The 23,613-nt window shown below is 71.4% G+C and carries 25 protein-coding genes; 8 read left to right on the top strand and 17 right to left on the bottom strand.

What is annotated here, in order from left to right; genetic code table 11:
- Positions 1-4 precede the first annotated feature (4 nt).
- The 11 genes from ABT297_RS00835 to pdxH all read right to left on the bottom strand — a co-directional run bounded on the left by ABT297_RS00835 (position 5) and on the right by pdxH (position 10,759).
- Positions 5-1,480: a glycoside hydrolase family 3 protein gene (locus ABT297_RS00835; RefSeq protein WP_350543099.1), complete on the bottom strand. Its 1,476-nt coding sequence runs from the start codon at positions 1,478-1,480 to the stop codon at positions 5-7.
- A 145-nt stretch (positions 1,481-1,625) separates the two neighbouring features.
- Entirely contained in the window at positions 1,626-2,090 is a 465-nt protein-coding gene (locus tag ABT297_RS00830) for a DUF4442 domain-containing protein (protein ID WP_350543097.1), read from the bottom strand.
- A gap of 51 nt (positions 2,091-2,141) precedes the next feature.
- Complete coding sequence (locus ABT297_RS00825) at positions 2,142-3,302, bottom strand: hypothetical protein (RefSeq protein ID WP_350543095.1); 1,161 nt, start codon at positions 3,300-3,302, stop codon at positions 2,142-2,144.
- Positions 3,303-3,329: 27 nt separating this feature from the next.
- Complete coding sequence (locus ABT297_RS00820) at positions 3,330-4,664, bottom strand: ABC transporter ATP-binding protein (RefSeq protein ID WP_350543093.1); 1,335 nt, start codon at positions 4,662-4,664, stop codon at positions 3,330-3,332.
- Between the two features lie 162 nt (positions 4,665-4,826).
- Positions 4,827-5,627 carry a DUF4230 domain-containing protein gene (locus ABT297_RS00815; protein ID WP_350543091.1) on the bottom strand — a complete coding sequence of 267 codons (801 nt, stop codon included), beginning with the start codon at positions 5,625-5,627 and terminating at the stop codon, positions 4,827-4,829.
- Between the two features lie 69 nt (positions 5,628-5,696).
- The gene (locus ABT297_RS00810) at positions 5,697-6,866 is read right to left on the bottom strand and encodes an acyl-CoA dehydrogenase family protein (RefSeq protein ID WP_350543089.1); all 1,170 of its coding nucleotides are present in this window, start codon (positions 6,864-6,866) and stop codon (positions 5,697-5,699) included.
- A 16-nt stretch (positions 6,867-6,882) separates the two neighbouring features.
- Positions 6,883-7,173 (bottom strand): type II toxin-antitoxin system VapB family antitoxin, encoded by a 291-nt coding sequence (locus ABT297_RS00805; RefSeq protein ID WP_190249067.1) that lies wholly within the window; start codon positions 7,171-7,173, stop codon positions 6,883-6,885.
- Between the two features lie 56 nt (positions 7,174-7,229).
- The gene (locus ABT297_RS00800; protein ID WP_350543087.1) at positions 7,230-7,847 is read right to left on the bottom strand and encodes a nitroreductase family protein; all 618 of its coding nucleotides are present in this window, start codon (positions 7,845-7,847) and stop codon (positions 7,230-7,232) included.
- A gap of 9 nt (positions 7,848-7,856) precedes the next feature.
- The gene (locus ABT297_RS00795) at positions 7,857-8,786 is read right to left on the bottom strand and encodes an aldose 1-epimerase family protein (RefSeq protein WP_350543085.1); all 930 of its coding nucleotides are present in this window, start codon (positions 8,784-8,786) and stop codon (positions 7,857-7,859) included.
- 16 nt (positions 8,787-8,802) lie between these two features.
- Positions 8,803-10,074, bottom strand: a complete 1,272-nt coding sequence (locus tag ABT297_RS00790; RefSeq protein ID WP_350543083.1) for an MFS transporter — start codon at positions 10,072-10,074, stop codon at positions 8,803-8,805.
- Between the two features lie 79 nt (positions 10,075-10,153).
- Positions 10,154-10,759, bottom strand: coding sequence for a pyridoxamine 5'-phosphate oxidase (gene pdxH, locus ABT297_RS00785; protein ID WP_350543560.1), 606 nt, complete (start codon positions 10,757-10,759; stop codon positions 10,154-10,156).
- Positions 10,760-10,940: 181 nt separating this feature from the next.
- Here pdxH and ABT297_RS00780 point away from each other — a divergent pair, with 181 nt between their 5' ends.
- From ABT297_RS00780 to ABT297_RS00765, 4 genes are all read left to right on the top strand, one after another.
- Positions 10,941-12,047: a citrate synthase 2 gene (locus ABT297_RS00780; protein WP_350543081.1), complete on the top strand. Its 1,107-nt coding sequence runs from the start codon at positions 10,941-10,943 to the stop codon at positions 12,045-12,047.
- Positions 12,048-12,155: 108 nt separating this feature from the next.
- Positions 12,156-13,274 carry a phosphoserine transaminase gene (gene serC / locus ABT297_RS00775; protein WP_350543079.1) on the top strand — a complete coding sequence of 373 codons (1,119 nt, stop codon included), beginning with the start codon at positions 12,156-12,158 and terminating at the stop codon, positions 13,272-13,274.
- 117 nt (positions 13,275-13,391) lie between these two features.
- Entirely contained in the window at positions 13,392-14,471 is a 1,080-nt protein-coding gene (gene sepH, locus ABT297_RS00770; protein WP_350543077.1) for a septation protein SepH, read from the top strand.
- Positions 14,472-14,517: 46 nt separating this feature from the next.
- Entirely contained in the window at positions 14,518-15,504 is a 987-nt protein-coding gene (locus ABT297_RS00765; protein ID WP_350543076.1) for an aldo/keto reductase, read from the top strand.
- Between the two features lie 63 nt (positions 15,505-15,567).
- Here ABT297_RS00765 and thpR read toward each other — a convergent pair whose 3' ends face one another.
- The 5 genes from thpR to ABT297_RS00740 all read right to left on the bottom strand — a co-directional run bounded on the left by thpR (position 15,568) and on the right by ABT297_RS00740 (position 19,530).
- Positions 15,568-16,101: an RNA 2',3'-cyclic phosphodiesterase gene (thpR, locus tag ABT297_RS00760; RefSeq protein ID WP_350543075.1), complete on the bottom strand. Its 534-nt coding sequence runs from the start codon at positions 16,099-16,101 to the stop codon at positions 15,568-15,570.
- Positions 16,102-16,207: 106 nt separating this feature from the next.
- Complete coding sequence (locus ABT297_RS00755) at positions 16,208-16,693, bottom strand: hypothetical protein (RefSeq protein ID WP_350543073.1); 486 nt, start codon at positions 16,691-16,693, stop codon at positions 16,208-16,210.
- Positions 16,694-16,952: 259 nt separating this feature from the next.
- Positions 16,953-17,750, bottom strand: a complete 798-nt coding sequence (locus ABT297_RS00750) for a maleylpyruvate isomerase family mycothiol-dependent enzyme (RefSeq protein ID WP_350543071.1) — start codon at positions 17,748-17,750, stop codon at positions 16,953-16,955.
- Positions 17,751-17,785: 35 nt separating this feature from the next.
- On the bottom strand, positions 17,786-19,093 hold the full coding sequence (locus tag ABT297_RS00745; protein ID WP_350543069.1) for an MFS transporter: 1,308 nt from the start codon (positions 19,091-19,093) through the stop codon (positions 17,786-17,788).
- Positions 19,090-19,530, bottom strand: a complete 441-nt coding sequence (locus ABT297_RS00740) for a MarR family winged helix-turn-helix transcriptional regulator (RefSeq protein WP_350543067.1) — start codon at positions 19,528-19,530, stop codon at positions 19,090-19,092. The genes ABT297_RS00745 and ABT297_RS00740 overlap by 4 nt, the downstream gene beginning before the upstream one ends.
- Positions 19,531-19,628: 98 nt before the next feature.
- Between ABT297_RS00740 and ABT297_RS00735 the strand changes: the two genes are divergently transcribed.
- Complete coding sequence (locus tag ABT297_RS00735) at positions 19,629-19,898, top strand: DUF2530 domain-containing protein (RefSeq protein ID WP_350543065.1); 270 nt, start codon at positions 19,629-19,631, stop codon at positions 19,896-19,898.
- A gap of 10 nt (positions 19,899-19,908) precedes the next feature.
- A complete protein-coding gene (locus ABT297_RS00730; protein ID WP_350543063.1) occupies positions 19,909-20,136 on the top strand; it encodes a VOC family protein in 228 nt (75 codons plus the stop codon).
- 6 nt (positions 20,137-20,142) lie between these two features.
- Here ABT297_RS00730 and ABT297_RS00725 read toward each other — a convergent pair whose 3' ends face one another.
- The gene (locus tag ABT297_RS00725; protein ID WP_350543061.1) at positions 20,143-20,994 is read right to left on the bottom strand and encodes a DUF3027 domain-containing protein; all 852 of its coding nucleotides are present in this window, start codon (positions 20,992-20,994) and stop codon (positions 20,143-20,145) included.
- 71 nt (positions 20,995-21,065) lie between these two features.
- On the opposite strand from ABT297_RS00725, the gene ABT297_RS00720 reads away from it, so the two are divergent.
- Both ABT297_RS00720 and ABT297_RS00715 read left to right on the top strand, forming a co-directional pair.
- Complete coding sequence (locus ABT297_RS00720) at positions 21,066-22,853, top strand: MFS transporter (RefSeq protein ID WP_350543059.1); 1,788 nt, start codon at positions 21,066-21,068, stop codon at positions 22,851-22,853.
- Positions 22,850-23,542 (top strand): futalosine hydrolase, encoded by a 693-nt coding sequence (locus ABT297_RS00715; RefSeq protein WP_350543057.1) that lies wholly within the window; start codon positions 22,850-22,852, stop codon positions 23,540-23,542. The genes ABT297_RS00720 and ABT297_RS00715 overlap by 4 nt, the downstream gene beginning before the upstream one ends.
- Positions 23,543-23,613 lie beyond the last annotated feature (71 nt).

The raw sequence follows: 23,613 nt of genomic DNA, 5'->3' as shown, positions 1-23,613 counted from the left end.
GTCTTCAGCGACCCGCCAGCAACTCGGCGACCGCACGGCCTGCCGCGGCCGTCGCGCCGAACGTGGCGATGTGTACGTCACCTTGCGGGTCCACCGGAACGCCCATTTCGACGACGACGGCGTCCCGGCGCATGGCCAGGGAGACCTGTACGGAGTCCGCCATCCACGGATAGCGGTGCGGGTCGCGCACGACCAGCACCAGCGGCCGGCCCAGCGAGGCCCGCAGCGCGTCGGGCAGGCCGTCCCGCGAGGTCAGCCGCACGCCGGCGGTCGCCGGGACGAGTTCCGCGAGCGGCGCGAGCAGCCCCCACGGCGTCTCGGGCGCGATCGCGAAGTTGAGCTCGGGCTGAAACTCGATCACGTACGGCGCGCCCGCCAGCGGGAACGCCGCGTCCGGCGCGGTGATCCGCAGCGCCCGGCGGGCCGCCGACAGCCCGATCTCGCCCGCGCGCGGGTCCGGCGCGAGCTTGGGTGCCGCGGCCGACCACGCGGCGAGGCGGGCAACCCGCGCGGCGGCGTCGGCGAGCCGCTCCTCGGACAGCTCGCCCGAGCGCACCGCGTCGACGATCGCGTCGCGCAGCATGACCGCGGTCTCCTCGTCGGCGTGGTCGCCGCCGACGCAGATCGCGTCCGCGCCAGCGTCGAGCGCCATGACGGTGGCGCGGGCGAGGCCGTGACGGGCGGAGATCGCGCGCATCTCGATGCCGTCGGTGACGATCAGCCCCTCGAACCCGAGCTCGCCACGCAGCAGCTCGGTCATGATCTTCCGGCTCAGGGTCGCGGGCAGCTCGGCGTCGAGGGCCGGCACCCGCAGGTGCGCGCTCATTACCGCCTGCACGCCCGCCGCGATGGCCGCCCGGAACGGCACCAGTTCCACCGCGTCGAGATCGGCCCGGCCGGCCTTGATCAGCGGTACGTCGAGGTGAGAGTCCACGCTCGTGTTCCCGTGCCCGGGAAAGTGCTTGGCGCACGCGGCGACGCCGGCCCCCTGCAGCCCGGCGATCCAGGCCGCGGTGTGCCGGGCGACCCGCTCGGGCTCGGCACCGAACGCACGCGAGCCGATCACCGGGTTGTTCGGGTCGTTGTTGACGTCGGCGTCGGGCGCGTAGTCGAAGTTGATGCCGGCCGCGGCCAAACCGCGCCCGATGTGCCCGGCGACCTCGCGGGTCAGCGCCGGGTCGTCGATCGCGCCGAGCGCCAGGTTGCCCGGCCACGGGCTGCCGGTGTGCGCATGCATGCGCGTGACGTCGCCGGCCTCCTCGTCGATGGCGACGATGACGTCCGGCTTCTCGGCGCGCATCGCGGCGGTCAGCTCAGCGACCTGATCCCGGTCCACCACGTTGCGCGCGAAGAGAGCGACGCCGCCTAGCCCATCGGCGAGGCGGCGGCGTAACCATGGTGGCGGCTCCTTGCCGACAAATCCCGGCTGCAGCACGGCATCCGCCATGCTGCGCAGTTCGACCCCCGTGTGTGCTTTCATGCGTGAACCACCCCTTCGCACCTGGCGATGATGGTCACATCACATCTCGATAATAGTCAAGAAACCTTCCAGTAGTTAACAGGTTCGTACCGCTTTCAGGCACGGGTCGGACACATGTCACGCACCGCGGCGCCTGAGCGCGGGTTCAGCGATTCGGCCGGATCGTCCACACCACGGTCATGGCCGCGGTGACCGCGCCGCCCTCGCGGGTGATCTCGATGGCCACCGGGAACTCGGGGCGGCCACCCGTCACCAGCTCGCCGACGACCTCGTCCACCGCGCGGCCGAGGACGGCGGTGGCACGGACCGGGCCCTTCGCCAGCTTCGCGTACGCGATGTCCGCGCGCACCGCCAGCGGCGTGCCCAGCGACAGGTGCGGGCCGAACGCGGCCATCACGACCGCGCCCGAGGCCGTCTCGCCCAGCGCGAACAGCGCACCCGCGTGGGGGCCGGCCACGTGGTTGTGCAGGCGCTCCTCGTCGGGAAGGGTGGCGACGGCGCGCACGTCGTCGCCGTCCACCACCACCTCGACGATCTCGATGCCCACGGTGCGGGCGAACGGCACGACCGACGTCAGGCCCTGGGCGAGCGCCTTGGAATCAATGTTCATTCCAGGTATGTTACCGACCGGTAGACTGCGGCCGAACGCCGATTTTCCCGGTCAGGTGAACAGGCGCCCGATCGCACGGACCACCTCGACGTAGAAGTTTCCCTCGATCTTGCGGAAGATCGCGAACGGCTCGTCCGGGGAGCCCACGAACGGACGCAGCGTCCACGCCAACTGCGTGCCGACGAAGCCGAACAGCAGGATCCACACGTTCAGCAGCGTCATGCTCGCCGGCCGCTCCCCCGGCGCCGGCTGCGGCTCGGGCCGAGGCGCGGGCCGCATCATGGGCACCGGCTGCGGATACGGCACCGGGTAGGCGGTCCGGCCGTCGGGCATCAGCAGCGGCTGGCCCTGCATCGCGGTCGGGTGTGGGGGCGCCACGAGGGTGGCGACCAGCCCGTTCGGCACGCCGGCGGTCGCCGGCAGCGCGGAGATCGGGACAGTGGAAACGGGGACCGCGGAGACCGGCGCGACAACGGGCGCCGGCGCGGGCGATGTGGGCACCGCCGCCCCCGGATCGCCGCCCGCCGCCTGCTCGCCCTCGGCGGCCTCCCCATCGGCGGCGGCCGAGCCGGCAGTGGAGCCGGTGGCCGAGGCGGCGCCGGTCGAGGAAGTGTCGGTGGTGACCGGGGCGGACAGCGCGGCCTCGGCGGCCGCGGCCGCACGCTCCCCGCGCTCGCGCTCCTGCCGCCGCGTCTCGGCCAGCGCGGCCGTGTGCTCGTTCAGCGCGCGCATGCCACTGGTCAGGAACCGCAGGCCGACGAAGGCGGTCATCGTGAGGATCGCGACGTTGAGGAGCTTGTAGAAGTCGTAGCTGAACGCGGTGATGCGGAAGAACAGGCTGATCGGCGCGAAGGCCAGCGAAAGCACCGACGTCACCGTGATCGTGACCATCACCAGCGACAATGCCTGTTTTACCTGGAGGCGGGCGCCGAAGACCAGGTTGAACAGATACAGCGTGGGCAGGCAGATGGCCAGCGTCATGAGAAACAGCAGCGGCAGTTTCGCCGCCGACAGGGCCGCCTGCGCGATGCTTGCGGATGCGCCAAGCACGGCTCCGTAGCAGGCCAGCGCCGCCACGGAGGTGTAGAGCATCTGCTTGGTCAGCTTGCCAAGGTCACGTTCCTCGCCGATCTGCCGCCAGATCGACTCACGATCACGCAGGATGCGCTCGATGATGAGCAGTCCGGATCCGGATTCGCCATAGGCTGCCATCGGCGCAGGCTAGGCGACATGCGTCACTCAGCGCCACCCCACATCGATACGTTGTCCCCTTTCGTCGAAAAAGTGTAGAGCTTCCATGCGCACAGCGACGGTCAACGGGTGACCGTGCGTCACATTCGGATACGGTGCGAGCCGAACCGCCAACTCGGCCGGGCGGCGGTGGTGCCGGCCCGGGTCACTCAGGACGCTCTCGCGGTTGGACGCGCGGCGCGGGCCGCCGCGGCCGTCGGCACCGACGCCGACGCCGACGAGCTCAATGTCTTCGGCCCCGCCGCCGCGGCCGGTGAGCCTGTTGACGAACTTGCGCAGGCCGCCGCCGTTGATCGGCGCGTCCGACGGGGGCTTGCCGATCTCGTCCACGATCACCGCGGTCGCGCCGATGTCGAGGAACGCGAGCGACTCGTGGCCGTGGTGCTCGAGGTACCGGATGCGGCCCCGCAGCACGTCGCCGGTCGAGGAGTCGGGCACCGGGGTCAACGCCTCCGCACGCACCCCGATGACGATGCGCTCGCCGTGGAAGTGGGCGACCTGCCTCGAGCGCAGGTCGTTCCACGGCAGGTGCAGCACCTGGTCGCCCATGTGCAGGGCGATGTGGCGGTCGAGGTGGACGTAGACCTCGGCCTCGAGCAGGTTCATCCGCGGGCTGCCGAGGAAGGCCGCGACGTAGAGGGTCGCCGGCCTGCCGTACACCTGCGTCGGCGTCCCCACGTCCTGCAGGACGCCCTTGCGCATGATCGCGACCCGGTCGGCCATGGTCAGCGCCTCGGCCTGATCGTGGGTGACGTAGATCGTGGTGACGCCCAGCTCGCGGACCAGCCCGGAGATCTCGGCGCGCAGCTCGGCGCGCAGGCCGCTGTCCAGGTTGGACAGCGGCTCGTCCATGAGGAAGAGCTTCGGCCGGCGCACGATGGCCCGCCCCATCGCGACGCGCTGGCGCTGGCCACCGGACAGATGCGCCGGCTTGCGGGCCAGCACGTCGCCGATGCCCAGCGCACTGGCCACCTCGGCGACCTGCTCGGCGCGCGGCTCGGCCTCCACTCCGGACAGCCGCAGCGGGAAGCCGATGTTCTCGCCGACCGTCATGTGCGGGTAGAGGGCGAAGTCCTGGAAGACCATGGCTACCCCGCGCTCGCGCGGTGGAAGGTCGTTGGCGAGCTCGCCGTCCATGATGATGGCGCCGGAGGTTGGGTCCTCCAGGCCGGCCACCATGCGCAGCAGCGTCGACTTGCCGCAGCCGCTCGGACCGAGCAACACCATGAACTCGCCCTGTCCAACATCCAGGTTGATGCGGTCGACAGCGACGGTGCCGTCAGTGAACACCTTCATCACATCTTTGAGCGCGACGGTAGCCACCGTCACACCTCCGCCCCAGGTCAGCAATTCGCGGATCGGCCAGTTACCCCGAGTCAAATACTGTGATGAGACACACGCAAGTTGGTCCATCGGGTAAATGACCAGTGTTCGGGGTGTTACCGCGCGACTACTGTCACGGGAACTCGCAGTTCAGGGTCAGGGTCAAGGGGCCGGGAAGTTCACCGTCACCGATGTGTACCCGAGCGCCGCGAGGAACTGCTGGAGCATCTTGCGGGTGTTGTCCTCGGCTCGTTTCTGCAGGCCAGCGTCCTTGGCGGCGTCACCGATCTTCCCCTCGGCGAGCTTGTAGACCTCCTGCATCCGATTCGGGTCCGAACTCAACGCGTCACCGATGCGGTTGAAGATCCCCCGCTCCTGCTCGTAGACGTAGCTGTGGTCGTTGTCGATCCGGACCGGCCGCAGCTGGGGCGCCGGCAGGTTGATCTCCGCGGTACGCCGATCCTCGGACTCCCGCACCGCGCCCTGGCCGATGCTCGTGAAGTCGACATACACCTCGACGGAGCCGGCCGCGACGAACAGGATGCGCTCATTGAGCAGGAAGTCCGGGATGTATCTGCGGTCCTTCTGCACATCGACGATGACCTGGAAGTTGCCCTCGGCCGCGACGAACTGGTTGAGGTCCTGCACGGACTTGAGCAGCGCCGGGCCGCTGCGGTCGGTCTGCTGCTCGGCGAAGGGGTTCTTCAAGCCGGGAAAGAGGCCGATCGTCTTGGCGCCGAGCACCAGCGCGACGACCAGCCCGATCGTGGCGACCAGCCAGAACAGGCCGCGCATCGCGCCGCCGCCCGGCTTGACCGGCACGACGATCGGCTCGCGCGGCTCCAGCGCCTTGCCCTGCTCCGCGCGCGGATCGACGGGGTCCCCTATCTGCGGGTTCCAGCCGCCGGCACCCGACGTGACCTCGGGATACTCGGAGGTCGTCGACTCTTCCTTGTCGGCCATGCTCGACTCCTCTGGGAGGACCTTCTTCCCATCACGGTAAGGGGCCGAGTAAAGAGCCGCGAGTCGATCTCAGGCGAACGCGGCGATGCCCGTGAGGCGCTGCCCGATGACCAGCTGATGTATCTCCGAGGTTCCCTCGTACGTGAGCACCGTCTCAAGATTGGCGGCGTGGCGCATGACCGGATACTCCGCGCTGATGCCGTTGGCGCCGAGGATCGTGCGGCACTGCCGGGCGATCGCGAGGGCCTCCCGCACGTTGTTGAGCTTGCCCACGCTGACCTGCTCGGGGCGCAGCTTCCCGGCGTCGGCGAGCCGGCCGAGATGCAGCGCCAGCAGGTAGCCCTTCTGCAGCTCGACCGCGGCGTCGGCGAGCTTGGCCTGGGTCAGCTGGAAGCCCGCGATCGGCCGGCCGAACTGCTCCCGCGCGCTGGCGTAGTCCAGCGCGGTGTGCAGGCAGTCGCGGGCCGCGCCGAGGGCGCCCCAGGCGATGCCCTGCCGCGCCTCGGTGAGACAGGACAGCGGCGCCTTCAGTCCCCGGGCGTGCGGCAGCCGCGCCGAGGCGGGCAGACGCACGTCGTCAAGGAAGATCTGCCCGGTGCGGGAGGCCCGCAGCGAGAGCTTGTGGTGCACCTCCCGCGCGGACACGCCGGGGGCCCGCATCGGTACCGCGAAACCGCCGACCCCGTCATCGGTGCGCGCCCACACGACGGCCACTTCGGCCACCGGCGCGTTGGTAATCCACATCTTGCCGCCGCTGAGGACCCAGTCGTCGCCGTCGCGGCGCGCACGGGTGGTCATGGAGGCGGGGTCGGAGCCGTGGTCGGGCTCGGTCAGTCCGAAGCAGCCGATCGCGTCGCCCGCGGCCATCCGCGGCAGCCACTCGTCCTTCTGCTCGTCGGACCCGTACTTCCAGATGGCCTGCATCGCCAGCGACCCCTGCACCGAGACGAGGCTGCGCACCCCGGAGTCGCCGGCCTCGAGCTCCAGGCAGGCGAGCCCGTAGGCGACGGCGCTCGCCCCGGCGCACCCGTAGCCGTGCAGATGCATGCCCAGCAGGCCGACACCGGCGAACTCCTTCGCCAGCTCGCGCACCGGCACCTCACCTCGCTCGTACCACTCGGCGACGTTGGGCCGGACGTGGTCGTCGACGACCCGGCGCACCACCGCGCGGATCGCCAGCTCCTCCTGCGAGTGCAGGCCGTCGAGGTCGAGCAGGTCGAGGGGGCGCGTCGTCGTCACGCCCCCACCATATGCGTCAGGCCTGCAGGACCCGAGCGTGAATGGAGGTGCGCTGCTGCAGCGCGGCCCGCAGCGCGCGGTGCAGGCCGTCCTCGAGATAGAGGCCGCCCTCCCACTGCACGACGTGCGGGAACAGGTCGCCGTAGAAGGTCGAGTCCTCAGCGAGCAGCTTGTCGAGCGCCAGCTCGCGTTTGGTGGTGATGAGCTGGTCGAGCCGCACCGGGCGCGGCGGGATCTCGGACCACTGCTTCAACGTCAGCCCATGCTCCGGATACGGCCGACCGTCGCGGACCGCTTTGAAGATCATGAACGTTCACCCCCCTGACGCTGCCAGGGTACCGACTGGGTGCGACAGAAATGGTGTCACGAGTCGGCTCGGTTACCCCAGTTGCCCCGATGCGTCACGCTCGGCGACTCCCGCCGGCCCCGTTTGAGCGATGGCGAGCGCTTGTCCGCGGCCCGGTAGCCGATGGTCATAGCGCCGATCGGCGTGTAGCTCTCGGGGACGCCGAACTCCGCGCGGAAGTGCGGGATCCGGTCCGGGGTGATGCCGAAGAAGCACGCACCGAGGCCCTCGTCCACCGCGCCCAGCAGGACCAGCAGGCTCGCCATCCCGGTGTCGATGTGCCAATAGGGCACCGGCCAGCGGGCCTCGTCGCGATCGGTCCAGCCCTTGTCCGGCTGGGCGTAGCGGTCGAGGTACGCGTCGCGGTGGCTGAGCGGCACGACGACGACCGGCGCCCGGCTCATCCCCTCCAGCCAGCCCGAGGGCAGGTTGTCCTCGGGCGTGGTGGCCGCCCAGAAGCGCTCGACATCCTTGCGGGTGTCCAGCAGCAGGAACTCCCAGCCCTGGGAAAAGCCCGCCGACGGGGCGTGCGTGGCGTAACCGAGCAGCCGCTCGACGATGTCCGCCGGCACCGGACGGTCGGGGTCGTAGTTGCGCACCATCCGCCGCCGGCGGATCACCTCGGAAAGTTCCACAGATGAAGCCTAGAACGCGCGGATCCCCCACGCCCCGCGCCAGCTCGAACCCGGCTCCAGGGTCACCACGTCGCGCCCGGAGCGGAACGCGTCGGGCGGGCAGGTCATCGGCTCGATCGCGAGCGCCTTGCGCAGCCGGTCGGCGGGCAGGGTGTCGGAGGAGTACACCTGCCACCAGCTGAAGGATGAGTCGGCCCAGACGGTGACGCCGCGGCCGTCGGGCGCGGTGACGTCGACCTGCGAGCCGCCCTCGGCGTCGGGGTCCACCTCGCCGAAGGCCGTGTCGAGGACGGTGGCGCCGAGGCGCCGCCCCTCGGTGAAGTCGTACTCGCTGCCGGCGACCCGGGCCGCGCCGATCGGCAGCATGCGGGAGTCGACGAGCAGCCGGCTGCGGGCCGGCACGCGCAGGGTCAGCTCGTCCACCGGTACCCCGGGCACCAGCACGTACGGATGGGTGGCGAGGCCGAAGGGCGCCGCGGTGCCGCCGGTGTTGGTGACCACGTGCTCGGCGCGCAGGCCGACTTCGCTCACCGACCACGTCGTCCGCAGGCGCAGCGGCCACGGGTACCCCGGCCGCGATACCAGATCGTGGGCGACGGTCACGCTGTCGGGCGTCGCGTCGACCACCTGCCAGCGCACCCAGTTCACCAGGCCGTGGATCGCGTTGTGCCGCTCGGGCTCGGTCAACGGCACCTGCAGGTGCTCGCCGCCGAACGCGTACTTCCCATCGCGGATGCGGTTGGGCCAGGGCGCCAGCACCTGCCCGGCGGAACCGACCGCGCGCTCGTGCTCGGCGAATCCGGCGACGACGTCTCGCCCGTCGGAGGTGAAGGTGCGCAACCCCCCACCCACCTCGACGATGACGGCCTCCTGGCCGCCCGAGCGGATCGTCCACTGTGTACCCGAGGGAGCGGGTGAGAGCTGCGCGGCGGTGTCCATGGGCGCGACAATATCCTCAGTGTGTCGGGTCGGTGTAGCGGAGGAGGACGGGAAATGTCAGGGCCAGGAGCACCGCCACTGCCGCCGCGGCGATCCCGCCGCTGACCCAAGAGAAGCTCGCGCTCGTGGCGTCGGCCATGGAACCAGCCCGAAGGTCACCCAGACGTGGACCTCCGGCGACCACGGCGAAGAAGACGCCCTGCAGACGGCCGCGCATCTCGTCGGGCGCGCTGAGGAGCACCGTCTGGCGGTACACCCCACTGATCATGTCGGCGGCGCCGGCCACCGCCATGAAAGCCACACACGCCCACAGCCACGGCACCGCGCCGGCCAGCGCGACGGCGAGGCCCCAGCCGACCACCGCCAGCACGAGCGCGATGCCCTGGCGGTGTACGCGCCCGATCCACCCGGAGGTCAGCCCGGCCAGCACCGCGCCGATCGCTATGGAGGAGTACAGCCAGCCCAGCGACGACGGCCCGAAGCGCTCGTCGGCGACGACCGGGAACAACGCCTTCGGCATCGCCAGCACCATGGCCGCGATGTCGATGGCGAAGGTGAGCAGGATGAGCTTGTGCCCGGCCAGAAACCGCAGCCCGTCGCGGATGTCGCGCAGGCCCGCCGTGGCCCGGCCCGCCGTGGCCCGGGCGCCGGTCGGCGGCAGGGCGGGCAGGCGCAGCGCGGCCCAGAGCACCACGGTGAACAGCACGGCGTCGACGGCGTAGGCGGCGGAGAAGTCGAACGCGGCGATGACGACGCCGGCGCCGACCGGCCCGCCGATCGCCGCCACGTTGGACACCGTGAAGCCGAGCGTGTTGGCCGCCGCGACCTCCTCGCCACCCACGAGCGCGGGGATGATCGCCTGGCGGACCGGGCTGTTGATGCCGAAGGCCGCGGACTGGGCGGCGATGAGCAGCAGCATCAGCCACGGGTTGTTCAAGTGCAGCACCGCCTGCACCAGCAGCCCCAGCGTCGTCAGCCACATCAGGGTGGAACTGACCACCAGGACCCGGCGCCGGTCGTAGGCGTCGGCGATCGCGCCGCCCCAGATCGAGAACACGATCAGCGGCACCAGGCCGACGAAGCTGGACAGGCCGACCCACAAAGCGGACTTCGTGATGGCGTAGACCTGGACGGGCACCGCGACCGCCGTGAACTGCACGCCGAAGAACGACACGGCGTTGCCGACGAAGATGCGGCGGTACGCCGGGTACCGCAGCGGCCGGATGTCGATCGCGTGCCGCCGCAGCCAGCCGCGCCGCTCCTCCTCCTGCTCCTCTATAGCGGTCACGCGCCCTCCGCTTCGCTCCGGCCGCGTGAGCTCCGCGCTGCCCCATGGTGACCGGCCTCTCCGCTTCGCTCCGAGCCGGTCACGGAGCGAGCCGTTCGAGCTTGCCGCCGCTGAATCGGAGCCGGTCGTGCAGCCGACTCGCCCGGCCCTGCCAGAACTCGACCTCGTCGGGCGCGACCCGGAACCCACCCCAGTGCGGCGGCGCCTCGATGGGCCCGTCGCCGAAGCGCCGCTCCGCGTCCGCCCACGACCCCTCGAGGTCCGCCCGCGAGCCGATCACGCTGGACTGCGCGCTCGCCCACGCGCCGAGCTGGGCGCCGCGCGGCCGGACGGCGAAGTACTCCTCGGTCTCGGCGCGCGAGACCTTCTCCACCGCGCCGCTCACGATGACCTGGCGATGCAGGTGGTACCACGGAAAGACGAGCGTCGCGCGCGGGTTGCCGGCGAGGTCGTTGCCCTTGCGCGACTCGTAGTTGGTGAAGAAGGTGAAACCCCGCTGGTCGTACCCCTTGAGCAGCACCGTGCGGGCCGATGGCCGCCCGTCGGCGGAGGCGGTGGCCAACAGCATCGCGTTGGGCTCCGGCAGGCCGGCTTCCACGGCGTCGGCGAACCAGGCGGCGAACTGGTCGAGCCAGTTGTCGGCGATCGAGTCCTCGGTCAGTTCGCCCGAGTACTCCTTGCGCATCCGCGACAAATCTTCCGGTGATGTGCTGGGTGTCACGCTCACATCTTTCCTCCGACGATCACAAATGCGTGAAGATGTGTCATGCAGGACACATCTGAGCCTCCGTTCAGTCGGCAGTCGCCACGCCCAGGGGTGAAGATGTCAAAAGGGAGTTGACACCCCGATTCGGCAGGAGTGCGTGATGTCCGATTTCAAGCCGGGGCTCGAAGGCGTCATCGCCTTCGAATCCGAAATCGCGGAGCCCGACAAAGAGGGCGGCGCCCTGCGCTATCGCGGCGTCGACATCGAGGATCTCATCGGCCAGGTGTCGTTCGGAAACGTATGGGCGCTCCTGGTGGACGGCAAGTTCGGCCCTGGCCTCCCGCCGGCCGAGCCCTTCCCGGTACCGGTGCATTCCGGGGACATCCGGGTCGACGTCCAGTCCGCCGTGGCGATGCTCGCGCCGTACTGGGGCCTGGGCCAGCTGCTCGACATCGAGACCCCGCAGGCCCGCGAGGACCTGGCCCGGGTCAGCGTCACCGCGCTGTCCTTCGTCGCGCAGGCCGCCCGCGGCCTCGGGCTGCCCGCGGTACCGCAGAAGGAGATCGACAAGGCCGAGACCATCGTCGAGCGGTTCATGCGCCGCTGGCGGGGCGAGCCGGACCCCCGGCACGTCAAGGCCGTCGACGCCTACTTCATCTCCGCCGCCGAGCACGGCATGAACGCCTCGACGTTCACCACCCGCGTGGTCGCCTCGACCGGCGCCGACGCGGCCGCCTGCATCTCCTCCGGCATCGGCGCCCTGTCCGGCCCGCTGCACGGCGGCGCACCGTCGCGCGTGCTCGGCATGATCGAGGCCGTCGAGCGCAGCGGTGACGCCGAGGGATACGTCAAGGGCGTCCTCGACCGCGGGGAGCGCCTGATGGGCTTCGGGCACCGGGTGTATCGCGCGGAGGACCCCCGGGCCCGCGTGCTGCGGCGCACCGCGAAGGAGCTCAACGCGCCGCGCTTCGCGGTCGCCGAGGCGCTGGAGAAGGCCGCACTGGAGGAGCTGCACGCCCGCCGGCCCGACCGGGTGCTGGCGACCAACGTCGAGTTCTGGTCCGCCGTGGTCCTCGACTTCGCCGAGGTGCCCGCCCACATGTTCACCTCGATGTTCACCTGTGCCCGCGTGGCCGGGTGGAGCGCGCACATTCTGGAGCAGAAGCAGCTGGGGCGGCTGGTCCGCCCGTCCGCGAAGTACGTCGGCCCCGGGCCGCGCAAGCCGCATGACGTCGATGGCTGGGACCGGATCCCGCACGGCGTGTAGGCGGTGTGACGCTCGTCGCGTCGCCGACGAATTTTCACCGGGTTGCGGCGCGGATGATGGCAGGATCCGCGGGGTACCCGCCCGCCCGCCGCACCCCGGAGTACTCACATGGCTGAAATCCGCATTCCCGACGAGATCAAGCCCGCCGATGGGCGCTTCGGTGCCGGCCCCAGCAAGGTGCGGCCCGAATCGGTGCATGCGCTCGCCGGGGTGGCGAAGACGTGGCTGGGCACCAGCCACCGGCAGAAGCCCGTCCGTGACCAGGTGGCCCGCCTGCGCCGCGGCCTGGCGGAGCTGTTCAGCCTGCCCGAGGGCTACGAGGTCGTGATCGGCAACGGCGGCAGCACCGCGTTCTGGGAAATCGCGGTCTTCGGCCTGATCCGCGACCGGGCGCAGTTCGCCAGTTTCGGCGAGTTCGGCGCCAAGTTCGCCTCGGCCACCAAGAAGGCGCCGTTCCTCGGCGAGCCCACCGTGATCAAGGCCGAGCCCGGCACCGGCGCGTTCCTGCGCGCCGAGGAGGGCATCGACGCGTACTGCTCGCCGCACAACGAGACCTCGACCGGCGTAGCGGTGCCGGTCCGGCGGCTCGCCGGCACCGACGAGGGCGCCCTGCACCTGACCGACGCGACCTCGGGCGCCGGCGGGCTCGCCGTGGACGTCAGCCAGACCGACGTGTACTATTTCGCGCCCCAGAAGGGCTTCGGCTCCGACGGCGGCCTGTGGATCGCGCTCATGTCGCCCGCCGCGATCGCGCGCGTCGCGGAGATCAAGGAGTCGGGGCGGTACATCCCGGACTTCTTCGACCTGCAGACGGCGATCGACAACTCGCGGCTGGAGCAGACGTACAACACCCCGGCCCTGGCCACGATCTTCCTGGCCGCCGAGCAGGTGGACTGGATGCTCGCCGGCGGCGGCCTGTCGTTCGCGGCCAAGCGCAGCGAGGAGTCGGCGTCCATCCTGTACGGGTGGGCCGAGCGCTCCGCCGTGGCCACGCCCTTCGTCGCCGACCCGGCGGTGCGCTCCAACGTCGTCGGCACGATCGACTTCGACGGCTCGATCGACGCGACCGCCCTGGCCAAGGCGCTGCGCGCGAACGGGATCGTGGACACCGAGCCGTACCGCAAGCTCGGCCGCAACCAGCTGCGGATCGCCATGTTCCCGGGCGTCGACCCGGCCGACGTGGAGGCGCTGACCGTCTGCGTCGACTACGTCGTCGAACGGCTCTGATCTGCCCCTTTTCCGGTTTCTGTCGGCGCGGCGCGCGTCTCTCCAGCTACGGTTGCCGTACTGTGACCTGAAGGCGCCGGCCGATGGCGCCTGAAGCGGGTGGGACGGAGGCACGCGATGCGGCCTGTGCGATTCGTCGCCCTCTCGGAGGACGGCCAGGCGTTCGTCCTTGCCGATGAGGTCGGACGGCTGCTGGCGCTGCCCATCGACGAACGTGTCCAGAGCGCGCTGCGTCCCGACCACAGCCACCCGGTCACCACCGTCGAGACCGGCTCCTCACAGCTCGCGCCGCGCGACATCCAGGCCCGCATCCGCTCCGGCGAGTCGGCCGAGGAGGTCGCGCGGGTCGCCGGCGTGCCCGTCGACCGGGTCCTGCGCTACGCGGGCCCGGTGCTGCAGGAGCGCGCGATGCTCGCCCAGCACGCCCGGCGCACCCGGCTGAAGACCTCGGAGAAGGGCTCGTCCCTGGCCGAGGTCGTCGACATCCGGCTCGGCCAGCACGGCATCGACACCGAGAAGATCTCCTGGGACGCGTACCGGCGCGAGGACGGCACGTGGCGGATCACCGCGACCTGGCCGAGCGGCAAGGCGACCGCGCAGGCCGTCTGGGAGCTGGACAAGGCCCGCCAGCTGGTGTCGCCGCACGACGACATGGCGCAGTATCTGTGCACCGAGCGCGGCCCCAGCATCCTCGGCCAGGAGCCGCCCGCGACGGAGCGGCCGCTGCCGGCCCGCGGCGAGACCAGCCGCGGCGACCTTGGCCTGCGCCCCGACGCGGCACGCGGCGGCCACGAGCCGATCCGCCCGGCGACGCCGGAGCGCCGGCCCGGCGGCCGCACGCTGGGCAACGACCCGATCCGGGCCGGCCGCGACGCGCTGCTCGCCTCGCTGGACCGCCCGCTCGGCGCCAACGCGTCGGACGAGCCGGTCGTCACGCCGCCACCCGTCAAGAACGACAACCGGGCCCGTGGCGCCGCCGCCCTCATCGGCCGCTCCCCGTTCGACGAGGACAGCGACCAGAGCAAGGAGATCCCGGCGGTGCCGTCGCTGGCGGTGCTGCGCCCGCGGCGCAACACCGCGTCGGCCGCCTCCGCCGTCGAGCAGCCCTCGGCCACCACGGAGAAGCCGCGCAAGCGGCTGCCGAGCTGGGACGACGTGCTCTTCGGTGGCGCACCGGCCGCCCGCGAGACCTCGTAACCGGGACATGTAACTGGGATATTCGTCCGGCGATAGGTTGGTGTACATGGAGTACACCAACCTCGGCCGGACCGGCCTCCTCGTCAGCCGGCTGTGCCTGGGCACCATGAACTTCGGCCCGAAGACCACCGAGCCGGACAGCCACGCGATCATGGACCGCGCGCTGGAGCACGGCATCAACTTCTTCGACACCGCCAACGTCTACGGCTGGAAGCTGGGCGAGGGCGTCACCGAGCAGATCGTCGGCCGCTGGTTCGCCCAGGGCGGCGGCCGCCGCGACAAGGTCGTGCTCGCGACCAAGGTCTACGGCAAGATGCACGAGTGGCCCAACGGCCAGGGCCTCTCCGCACGGCACATCATCACCGAGGCCAATGCCTCGCTGAAGCGCCTCCAGACCGACTACATCGACCTGTACCAGATGCACCACATCTCCCGCACCACGCCGTGGGAGGAGATCTGGCAGGCGATGGAGGTGCTCGTCACGCAGGGCAAGGTGTTGTACGTCGGGTCGTCCAACTTCGCCGGCTGGCACATCGCCGCCGCTCAGGAGTCGGCGAAGGCACGCAACTTCCTCGGCCTCGTCGCCGAGCAGTGCATCTACAACCTCATGGCGCGCACCGTCGAGCTCGAGGTGCTGCCCGCGGCGAGGCAGTACGGCCTGGGCGTCATCCCCTGGTCGCCGCTGCACGGCGGCCTGCTCAGCGGCGCGCTGGCCAAGCTCGCCGCGGGCAGCGCGGCCCGCACGGCCGAGGGCCGTGCCGCCGAGGACCTGGAGAAGCACCGCACGTCGCTGGAGGCGTTCGAGAAGCTCGCCGCCGAACTCGGCACCGACCCGGCAAACCTGGCCCTGGCCTGGCTGCTGGCGCAGGAGGGCGTGACCGCCCCGATCATCGGCCCGCGCACGATCGAGCAGCTGGACAGCACGACGGGCACGCTCGACCTCACCCTCGACAAGGAGACCCTCGACCGGCTCGACGAGCTGTTCCCGCCGGTCGGCAACGGCGGCCCCGGCCCGGAGGCCTGGGCCTGGTAGGCGGTTGGATTCCGGCGCTGGTCGTGGCTCGGCCAGCGCCACCCCCCAGCGATGCCTCGGCGGTCAGGCCAGTGTCACGGCCGCCAGTGTGTCGTATTCGGGCTTGGGGCCGAGGTGACTCCGCATAAGCCGCACCTCGTCGACGCGCCATCGCGGCCCCCGGTACGCGGTCAGCATCGCCAGATCGCCGGCCAGCTCCTCCCGGCTCAGCACCACCCCCGGCCGGGCGATCGTCACGTGCGGCTGCCAGGGCCGCCGGTCGAACGGCAGCCGGCACCTCTTGAGCGCCCGCCGCACCGCCAGGCCCAGCGGCGCCAGGTCGTCGCTCTCCAGCCCCGCCACGAGGTGCCTGAACTGCCCTCGCCCGAGCGTCTTGCCACCCGCGATCCGCACGGTCGGCGCGGCCGTCCCGGCCAGTTCGCCCAACGCCTCGACCGCCGCGGTCTCATCCTCGACGTCCCCGATGAACGCGACGGTGAGGTGCCACCGCTCGGGCGGCGCGAGCCGGACTGACCGCTCCCGCGGCCGTGCCACGGCGAGCCCGTCGACCATGCTCTTGAAGTGCTCTCGCACGTCCTCCGGCGGGTACGCCGCCATGAACACCCTCAACCGCGTAGTGCCCCCAGACGTTGTGTGGCAGATTCCTGTCGCCGCGCCTGCCGACTCTGACCAGCGACGCGGCGTTTGTGCGTGTCGATTCGGATCAGCGCTGCTGCGCTCCGGCGCCTCGCAGGATCAGCCCCGCCCGCTGCAGCTCCCCCTCGACCCGCAGCCGCTCCAGCTCCAGGTCGACACCGGCGAGCTCGTCGAGGTGCTCCTCGACGCCGAGCTGCGCACACGCCAGGCGCAGCCCGTCGTCGTACGCCTCCTGCACCGCGACGAACCATACCCGCGACCGCGTGGCGACACCTTCGCGCAGCCGGTTGAGCCGGCGCAGGTCCCCGGCGACCTGTTCGATCGGCGGCCCCACGGCCCGTGGCCGCCGGGCGTGCGTGACCTCGTCGATCCCACGCCCCAACCGGCTGAGCGGCCACCGCCGCCGCATCGCCCGGGTAAGCCGCCGCACCCCTTCCCCGACCCGCGAGATCATCTCGTCGGCGGACAGGAGCAGCGCGCAGATGACGCACGGCGCCACGGCAATAAGCCCGATGAATCCGGCCACGAGCAGGCCGCGCAGCACGCCCACCATCTGAGATTAGGCTCACACGAGAGCGATCGCTACCGATTCACGCACTCTCGCTACGCGAACCTCGCATCGCGCGCAAAACGACCAGCGCACGCCCACCCGGCGCACGAGAGATGGGTGCGATGGGGCCGGGCAGGCTTCGCCCCCTCGCCGCCGCCTGCCCGGCCTCACCGCTGTCCGCGACCGCGGCGGCCGAGGCAAGGCCGGAACGCGGCTCGATCGTCACCACGAGCCGTCCTGAGGGCCGGCCGGGTCGCGGCGACTACTGCGTCGAGGCCACCAACATGGCTCGGAGTTCCTTGATGGCTTCCCCGTCACCCTCCACCTCGATCGACACGTGCGCATCGGTCAATGGGGTCGATTCGCGTGCCCATAGCCACCGCAGCAGGGTGGCTGGATCGCCCGTTACCGACGCGTCGGGCGTCGTGGGCTGGTCGGCGGAGGCCGGGGTGGTTCCTGAGGTGACTGTGGCGCCGTCGGGATCGGTGCGGATCAGCCACGCGGGGCCGCGCGGGGCGACCTGCACGCGGACCGTGCGGCCCTTCGCCGACGCCAGGACCTCGGTGAAGTCCTCGCGCCAGGCGTGGGAGCCGTAGCCGACGAAGAGGCGCAGCACCTCGTCGATGCCGTCCACCGCCAGATCGTCGGGGATGGGGTCGGAGTCGGCGCGCAGCGCCAGCTCGGCGTCGAGGCGGTGGATGACCGACTCCTGGGCCATGCGGCGAATCCAGAACCTGACCGTCTGGTCCGGGGCGTGCCAGGTGAGGGCCGGGTCCGTGTCGCCGCGACGCGAGAACTCGTGGGTGACCGCGCCGTAGGCCCGGTCGAGCAGGGCGATCGGGTGCTCCGTAACCGTTTCGGGCGGGGGCCAGGAGGCGGGCCACGCGCCCGTCTGCATGACCATCGCCTTGTGCAGGTAGACCTGTCCGACGTGCCGGACGAGGTCTGTCACGGTCCAGCCCGGACAACTGGGCACCGGGGCGGTGAGGCCTGTGCCGGCGATATCGCGCAGGCGCATGTAGTCGGTGGCCAGGCACTGCAGCAGACGTGATCGCTCCATGCCCGTGACTCAACCACACGGGTACGACAGAAAAATCAACGCACCGCCGGACGTACCGCCGGGACACCCGCGGTGCGCTCGTGCACCCGCATGTGCGGGCGGGGACGGAGGCCGACGTGAATGCGACCGCCGACCCGGCGCAGCTGGAGCACGCCCAGGGCGACGGTGGCGATCAGCGACACCAGGCCACCGGTCCAAAGGCCCGAACGGGGTCCGAACCGCTCGGCGCACCAGCCGATGATCAGCGAGCCGATGGGGGTGCTGCCGAGGAACACCAGGACGTACAGGGCCATCACCCGGCCCCGGAACGCGGCGTCGACGCCGAGCTGGACGCGCTGGTTCGCCGCCTGGGCGAAGTAGATCATGAAGAAGCCGGTCGGGATGAGCAGGATCACCGCGACCACGAACGACGGGGCGAAGCCGACCAGCGTCTCGAAGCCGGCGAACAGGATGGCCGCGGCGAGCACCAGGTAGACCGACGGGCGGCTGCGGCGGCGGGAGCTGGCCAGCGCGCCGATCAGAGCGCCGAGCGCGATGGCGGTGGAGAGCATGCCGAAGTACTTCGCGTCGACCCGGAACTCGACCTTCGCCAGCACGGCCAGGGTCAGCTGGAAGTTGAACCCGAACAGGCCGACGATCAGCACCAGCAGGATGGCCAGGCTCAGGTCGGGGCGGCGCCAGACGTACCGCAGGCCGTCGATCGTGCGGGCCTCGCTCGCCGCGACCGCGACGCGCTCGGCGCGGAACAGCTCAGCGGCGCGCATGCGGGCCAGGCAGATCAGCGGAGCGATGCACAGCAACGCGGTGAGCAGGAAGATCGGGCCCGTCTTGTCGTGTAGGGCGGCGATGACGAGACCGGCGACCGCGGGGCCGACGATGCGGGCGGTGTTGAACGTCGCGGACGAGAGCGACAGCGCGTTGGGCAGCAGCTCCTTGGCGACCAGTTCGGAGACGAACGCCTGGCGCACCGGGGTCTCGATGGCGCTGATCATGCCGAAGAGGGCGGCCGTGACGTAGACCCACCAGAGCGTGACCACGCCGGTGAGCACCAAGGCGCCCAGCAGGGTCGCCACCAGCGCCGACGCCGCGTTCGCCAGCAGCAGCAGGTGCCGCTTGTCGAATCGGTCGGCCAGCTGTCCGCCGTACAGCGAAAGGAACAGCACCGGCGCGAACTGCAGGGCGGTCACGACACCCAGTGCGGACGCCGAGTTGCCCGACAACTGCAGCACCAGCCAGTCCTGCCCGGTGAACAGCATCCACGTGCCGAGGAGCTTGACGAGCTGGCCGATGGTGAACAGTCGGTAGTTGTAAACCTTCAATGAGCCGAACGTGGTACCGCTCATGCGCTCCGTCCGATCCTCCCCAAAATCTCGGCGGCCTTGGTCAGCACCTCACGCTCCTCCGGTGTGAGGGCCATGAGCTGCTTGGCGAGCCACTCGTCGCGGCTGCGGCGGTGCTCGGCGACGACCGCGCGGCCCGACTCGCTGGCGGCGAGGATGACCTGCCGGCCGTCGGTCGGGTGCGGCGAGCGCTGGACGAGACCGCGGTCCTCCAGCTTCGCGACGATCTTGGTGAGGGTCGGCGGTTGCACGCGCTCGATCTCGGCGAGCTCACGCGGCGTGAGTGCGCCGGCGAGCTCGAGGCTCGTCAGCGCGGACAGCTGGGTGATCGTGAGATCTCCCATGGGCCTGGCCTGGCGCAGGCGCCGGTTCAGCCGGGTGATGCTGTCCCGCAGCGCCGCCGCCAGCTGGGCGGCCGCGAGTTTCCGTACGCGAACCATCACATTAGTTAGCTTACCTAATGAGCATGGCTAACGACCTGTGCCGTCAATCACCCGGGGCCTGCGGCGGACGGCGCCAGCCAGGTACCGTGATCGGCGTGCCCACGCCGCCCAAGCCGCTCGACCCGCCGATGGTGCCGTTCGCCGTCGTGGGCATCGCGCTGTGGATCATCGCCGCGCTGATCATGCTGCCGTTCCGCGACGAGCTCGCGAAGGCCGGACATGGCAGCTGGTTCGGCATCGCGATCGCCGGCGCCCTGTGGGGCATCCCCGGCCTGCTCACGATGGTCGTGCACGACCGGAACCGGCGGCGCCGGGCCCGGGTGGCGTCCGATTCGTTCAAGACGGACAGCCCCACCGCGCCCTAGCGTGGGGCACATGGCACTTCGACTCAACGTCATCGGCATCGTCGTCGCCGACATGCCGCGCTCGCTCGCCTTCTACCGCCGGCTCGGCCTGGACGTGTCCGGGCCCGCGACGAAGAGCTCACCGTCGCAGTGGATGACGTCCATGCAGCCATCGGGAAGGATGCGGCTCGTGCCGGCCTCCCGCACGCCCCTGCGCCAGACGACCGCACCGCGCATGCGGGACGGTCGCTCCGTGTAGTCGGGCTCAGCCGTGCCCATAGGGTTCGGCCGGCTCGTCGCCGTCGACCGAGCCCGGCGCGTGGCTCACGGCGACCTGCTCGACCTCGCTGTCGTCGAAGACCGTCGGCAGCTCGTCGACCGCCTGCACCTGCTCGACCAGGACCTCGGAGTGCGCGCCGCAGCCGTGGTCGACCGAGACGACCTGGGCGTCGTCGGGCGCATACTCATTGCCGCACACGCCGAACGCCTGCCGCAGCGATCCGGCGAGCTGCAGGTAGAACCCACACGAGCCGCAGCGCGCCGACGACGGGGCGGCGACGGAGATCGCGGCATTGGGACCGCGTTCGCCGTCATACCAACGCTGGGCCACCTCCGAGCGGCCCTCGCGCGACATCACGCGGGCGCGGCCGAGGCCGAGCTCCCAGTCGACCTCTTCGACCGCGGGGTCGTCGGACTGGAGATACCCCGGCGTGAGCCGCGGGTCGTCGGGCGGGGTCGGCAGCAGGTCACCGACGCCGAGGTCGCCTGGCTGGAGGCGCTCCTGCCAGGGCACCCACTCGGGTGCGCGCAGCGCTTCGGGGCCGGGCAGCAGCGTCGACTCGCAGATCGTGACCTGCCGGCTGCGAGGAATGCGGGTTACGGTGACGGCCCAGCGCCAGCCGCGATAGCCGGGCAGGCCACACTCGAAGAAGTGCGTGACGAGCCGATCGCCCTCGGCAACAGCGCCCAGATGCGCGCCGATGTGATCGGGATCGACCACGTCGAGTCCCCGCAGCGCCGTCTCGACGGCGTCCGCCAGGACCTGGTCGAGCTTGGCGGCGCGGCCGCTTCCGCGCGCGGGTGCAGTCGAGGCAGTCACACCACCATTCTTCCTCATCGCCACGCCTATCGAGCACGGTGGGCCCGGCGTGCCCCGAAACTGTCGTACCGATGGTTCAGGATGGTGGCATGTCCGTGATTCGAGGAGTGGCACAGACCATGGTCACCACCGTGCGCGCGGCGCGGGTCGCCGCCGTCGGCACGACCAGGGCGGGCCGTTTCCTCGGGCGCAACCTGCTGCGCGTGCGCGAGCGCGGAGCCGGCGGCGAGACGGGCATGCTCCGCCTGCTCGACCTGCACGCCGCATCCTGCGCGGGAGACACCCTGGTCGCGCTGGGTCTCGCCGGGACCATTTTCTTCTCGGTGCCCGCCGGGGAGGCCCGCGGGCGCGTGGCGCTCTACCTGATCGTGACGATGCTGCCGTTCGCGCTGCTCGCGCCGGTGGTCGGGCCCATCCTCGACCGGTTCCGTCACGGCCGGCGATACGCGCTGGCCGTCACGATGCTGGGGCGCGCGTTCCTGGCGTTCGTGCTCTCCGAGCACCTCACCGGCTGGGCGCTGTATCCAGCCGCGTTCGGCATGCTCGTGCTGTCCCGCGCCTATGGCGTGGCCCGCAGCGCCGCTGTGCCCCGCGTGCTGCCGCCCGGCCTGGGCCTGTCCGAGGCCGGCGCCCGGGCCTCGGTGTTCGGCACGCTGGCGGGCGCCGTCGTGCTGCCCATCGGCCTGTTCGCCGGTCAGTTCGGACCGCAGTGGCCGCTGCGGGTGTCGATCCTCGTCTTCCTCTACGCCATGGTCACCGCGCTGCGGCTGCCCCCGCGCGCCGACTCCGATCCGCCCGAGACGATGCCACGCATCCTGCGACCAATGGGCCGGCGCGGCGTGAAGATCCTCAGCGGGCGCGTGGTCGTTGCCGCCCTGATCGGCAGCGCCACGCTGCGGGGCCTCTATGGATTCCTGACCTTGTATCTCGCATTCGCCATCAAGGAGGGCACGCTCCCGGTCGACTTCGCCGTCTGGCAGCTCTCCCAGCAGGCGGCGGTCGTGGTGGTGGCGGCCGCGCTCGGGGTCGGCTCGTTCCTGGCCACCGCGATCGGCACCCGGCTGCGCATCCATCGCCCGGCGCTGCTCCAGGCGATCGGCATCGTGCTCGCCGCGTTCGTCGCCATCATCGCCGCCTACCGTGGCTCGCTCGGGGCCGTGGCGCTGCTCTGCCTGCTCACCGCCGTCGCCAGCGGCCTGGCCAAGCTCGCCGTGGACGCCTCGATCCAGGAGCGGATCGACGAGCAGGTGCGGGCGAGCGCGTTCGCCCACTCCGAGACGCTGCTCATGATCGCATGGGTATTGGGCGGCGCGGTCGGGCTCATACCGTTCGGCGGGTCGTGGGGGCTGCTGGTGGCCGCGGCGTTCGCGACGCTGGGCACGGTCCGGGCGCTGTATTCGGCCGTGGTCCTGCGCAAGGAGCGCCTGAGCGGGGCGCCACCGGACGTGGCCGCTTCCGATGCGACGACGGCCGCGATGCCCGCCGCCCGGTCCGGTGCCGCAGGCACCTCGACCTCCGGGGCCCCCGCGAGCTCCGGGGCCGGCTCGGGCGGGCGAACGGCGCCGACCGCGCGGATGCCCGCCGAGGAGGCCACCACCGTTCCCCGGCCCGCCGCGGCCACGGCGGCGACCGGCCAGGGCACGCCGGGCGACGACGGCGGGCAGCGGCGCTTCGGGTGGCGGCGCCGGCGGGACACGGCCGAGCGGGACACGGCCGAGCCGACGGCGATCGAGCCGACGGCGGCCAAGCCGACGGCTACCCGCAAGATGCCCGCGGTCGACGTGGAGGACAGCACATCGCCGCTGGCGCCGCCGGGATACACGCTGTATCGGCCCTCGGGCACCGACCCGACGGCCCGGCTGGAGGACGAGCGGTGAGGCGGTTGCTGGGATACGGGCGGGCGTTGATCGTGACGGCGGTCGAGATCGAACAGAACACGGTCCTCGCCGGGCTCGGCATCGACGAGCAGGCGCCCGACGCGCTCGATGCCGGCGCGCCCGTGGTGGTGGCCGCGTGCGGTGTCGGTCCGGCGGCCGCGGCGGCGGTGACGTCGCAGTTCCTGACCGTCGCGGTGCAGCGGGGAGCGCCGTTCGACGTGGTCCTGTCCGCCGGGATCGCGGGCGGATTCGCGGGCCGGGTGGAGATCGGCGGCCTGGTCGTCGGCACTGAGTCGATCGCGGCCGACCTGGGGGCCGGCGGCCCGGACGGGTTCCAGAGCGTCGACGAGCTCGGCTTCGGGGCGTCGCGGCACGATGCCGACCCGGCGCTGCTGCGGATGCTCCGCCAGGCCCTCCCCGAGGCCGTCGGTGGCCCTGTGCTGACGGTCTCGACGGTGACCGGGACAGGCCGCGCGAAGGAGTTCGTCGAGAAGCGCCACCCGGACGCGGTGGCCGAGGCCATGGAGGGCTTCGGCGTCGCCACCGCGGCCCGCCTGTGGCCGACCACCGCATTCGGCGAGATCCGCACCATCTCCAACGCCGTGGGGCCCCGGGACCGTGCCGCGTGGCGCATCCCGCAGGCCCTGTCGACGCTCCGGGACGCCTTCGCCACCCTCGGCAGCCACTGACCGTCGTGCCCGGCTGCACGGTCCGGGTCGAGCCTGAACGAACGCGGCCGGTGTCGGGTGGGGACGGTCGG

Origin of the sequence: Dactylosporangium sp. NPDC000555, from assembly GCF_040300025.1 — a bacterium.
Taxonomy (GTDB): Bacteria; Actinomycetota; Actinomycetes; order Mycobacteriales; family Micromonosporaceae; genus Dactylosporangium.
Note: the sequence above shows the minus strand (reverse complement) of the source record. Positions and strands in the feature narration are given on the sequence as shown.

Bases quoted from the DNA above. Each gene is read 5' to 3' on its own strand.
- ABT297_RS00730 (WP_350543063.1), top strand. From the start codon at position 19,909: ATGGCACTTCGACTCAACGTCATCGGCATCGTCGTCGCCGACATGCCG.
- ABT297_RS00830 (WP_350543097.1), bottom strand. From the start codon at position 2,090: ATGAACATTGATTCCAAGGCGCTCGCCCAGGGCCTGACGTCGGTCGTG.
- ABT297_RS00740 (WP_350543067.1), bottom strand. From the start codon at position 19,530: ATGGTTCGCGTACGGAAACTCGCGGCCGCCCAGCTGGCGGCGGCGCTG.
- ABT297_RS00780 (WP_350543081.1), top strand. From the start codon at position 10,941: ATGTCCGATTTCAAGCCGGGGCTCGAAGGCGTCATCGCCTTCGAATCC.
- ABT297_RS00725 (WP_350543061.1), bottom strand. From the start codon at position 20,994: ATGAGGAAGAATGGTGGTGTGACTGCCTCGACTGCACCCGCGCGCGGA.
- ABT297_RS00805 (WP_190249067.1), bottom strand. From the start codon at position 7,173: ATGATCTTCAAAGCGGTCCGCGACGGTCGGCCGTATCCGGAGCATGGG.
- ABT297_RS00825 (WP_350543095.1), bottom strand. From the start codon at position 3,302: ATGGCAGCCTATGGCGAATCCGGATCCGGACTGCTCATCATCGAGCGC.
- serC (WP_350543079.1), top strand. From the start codon at position 12,156: ATGGCTGAAATCCGCATTCCCGACGAGATCAAGCCCGCCGATGGGCGC.
- ABT297_RS00720 (WP_350543059.1), top strand. From the start codon at position 21,066: ATGTCCGTGATTCGAGGAGTGGCACAGACCATGGTCACCACCGTGCGC.
- ABT297_RS00815 (WP_350543091.1), bottom strand. From the start codon at position 5,627: ATGGCCGACAAGGAAGAGTCGACGACCTCCGAGTATCCCGAGGTCACG.
- ABT297_RS00745 (WP_350543069.1), bottom strand. From the start codon at position 19,093: ATGAGCGGTACCACGTTCGGCTCATTGAAGGTTTACAACTACCGACTG.
- ABT297_RS00750 (WP_350543071.1), bottom strand. From the start codon at position 17,750: ATGGAGCGATCACGTCTGCTGCAGTGCCTGGCCACCGACTACATGCGC.
- ABT297_RS00795 (WP_350543085.1), bottom strand. From the start codon at position 8,786: ATGGACACCGCCGCGCAGCTCTCACCCGCTCCCTCGGGTACACAGTGG.
- ABT297_RS00835 (WP_350543099.1), bottom strand. From the start codon at position 1,480: ATGAAAGCACACACGGGGGTCGAACTGCGCAGCATGGCGGATGCCGTG.
- pdxH (WP_350543560.1), bottom strand. From the start codon at position 10,759: ATGCGCAAGGAGTACTCGGGCGAACTGACCGAGGACTCGATCGCCGAC.
- sepH (WP_350543077.1), top strand. From the start codon at position 13,392: ATGCGGCCTGTGCGATTCGTCGCCCTCTCGGAGGACGGCCAGGCGTTC.
- ABT297_RS00755 (WP_350543073.1), bottom strand. From the start codon at position 16,693: ATGGTGGGCGTGCTGCGCGGCCTGCTCGTGGCCGGATTCATCGGGCTT.
- thpR (WP_350543075.1), bottom strand. From the start codon at position 16,101: ATGGCGGCGTACCCGCCGGAGGACGTGCGAGAGCACTTCAAGAGCATG.
- ABT297_RS00765 (WP_350543076.1), top strand. From the start codon at position 14,518: ATGGAGTACACCAACCTCGGCCGGACCGGCCTCCTCGTCAGCCGGCTG.